The organism is Rhodococcus sp. NPDC057014 (assembly GCF_042673295.1).
GTDB lineage: Bacteria > Actinomycetota > Actinomycetes > Mycobacteriales > Mycobacteriaceae > Rhodococcus_F.
In genome coordinates, this window is sequence record NZ_JBHUSF010000615.1 from 1 (window position 1) to 1,726 (window position 1,726).

The 1,726-nt window shown below is 69.6% G+C and carries 1 protein-coding gene and 1 pseudogene; both read right to left on the bottom strand.

Features of this window, described 5'->3' with window-relative positions; all coding sequences use genetic code 11:
* Positions 1-1,369 (bottom strand): L-serine ammonia-lyase (locus tag ACFTZB_RS45445; RefSeq protein WP_378442540.1); only part of this gene is annotated, 1,369 nt, incomplete at its 3' end.
* Between the two features lie 2 nt (positions 1,370-1,371).
* A pseudogene (locus ACFTZB_RS45450) lies at positions 1,372-1,726 on the bottom strand (serine hydroxymethyltransferase); the annotation flags it as partial.

The following is a 1,726-nucleotide window of genomic DNA, read 5'->3' on the forward strand; positions in this document are numbered from 1 at the left end:
GGTTCACCGACACATTGACGGCCAGACCGCCGGTGGACGTCTCCTTGTACTTCGAGCTCATGTCGGCGCCGGTGGCCCGCATCGTCTCGATCACCTGATCGAGGCTGACGCGGTGGGTGCCGTCGCCGCGCAGTGCCATCCGGGCGGCGTTGATCGCCTTGCCCGCCGAGATGGCGTTGCGCTCGATGCACGGAATCTGCACCAGCCCCCCGATGGGATCGCACGTCAGACCGAGACTGTGTTCCATCGCGATCTCCGCCGAGTTCTCCACTTGCGCGGGGGTGCCGCCGAGGATCTCGGCGAGACCGGCGGCGGCCATCGACGCCGCGGAGCCGACCTCGCCCTGGCAGCCCACCTCGGCCCCGGAGATCGAGGCCCGCTCCTTGTACAGGGATCCGATCGCGCCCGCCGCCAACAGGAATCGCACCGACGTACCGTCCGGATCCGCCTTCCCCGCCGGGGTGTAGCGCAGCGCGAAGTGCAGCACCGCCGGGATGATGCCGGCCGCGCCGTTGGTGGGGGCGGTCACGATCCGCCCCCCGGACGCGTTCTCCTCGTTGACGGCGAGGGCCACCAGATTCACCCAGTCCTCGGCGAACGCGGGATCACGGTGCGGGTCTTCCGCGTTCAGTCGCTCGTACCAGCCGCGGGCGCGCCGGAGCACCTGCAGATTGCCGGGCAGATACCCGTCCCGGCTGATGCCGCGTTGCTGACACTCGACCATCACGTCCCGGATGTGCAGCAGTCGCGCCCGGACCTCCGACTCGGGCCGGAGGGCCCGTTCGTGCTCGAGCATCACCTCGCTGATGCCGAGTCCGTAGTGCTCGCTGAGTTCGAGCAATTCGCGAGCCGACCCGAACGACAGCGCGTTCGCGCCGGCGCCGACCGACATCGCCGGTTCGGTGCCGGTGACCACGAAGCCGCCGCCGATCGAGAAGTACGTCTGCGCGTGCAGTTCGCGACCGTCCACCCCGGTGGCGGTGAGCGTCATGCCGTTGGGGTGAAAATCCAGCACCGTCAACGGATGCAGCACCATCTCGTCCTCGGCGAGCGGGATGTCGACCGTTCCGGCGACGCGGATCCGCCGACTCGCTCGCACCGCAGCGAGCCGCGTCTCCATCTCGTCGGTGGCGATGGTCTCCGGCCGATACCCCTCGAGACCGAGGAGGATCGCCGACATGGTTCCGTGCCCCGCGCCGGTTGCCGCCAGCGAACCGTACAGGTCGACACGGACACCGGCGACGTCCCCGAGGTAGCCGAGTGCGCCGAGGTCGTCGACGAACGTCCCCGCCGCCCGCATCGGCCCGACCGTGTGTGAACTGGAGGGGCCGATGCCGACGGAGAAGAGGTCGAAGACGCTGATGGTCATCCCTACAGCTCCGGGTAGAGAGGGTATTTGTCGGCGAGCGCACGCACCTGGGCCGCGAGTGCCGACGTGTCGGCACCTTCGGCGGCGACGAGGGCCCGGGCGATCAGGTCGGCGACCGTCACGATGTCGTCCCGGCCGAAACCGCGCGCCGCGAGTGCCGGCGTGCCGATGCGCAGGCCGGACGTCACCATCGGCGGCCGCGGGTCGAACGGAACGGCGTTGCGGTTGACGGTGATTCCGATCGCGTCGAGGCGGTCCTCGGCCTGCTGCCCGTCGATGTCGGCGTCCCGGAGGTCGACGAGGACGAGGTGCACTTCCGTGCCTCCGGTGAGGACGCTGATTCCGGCTTCCTTGACA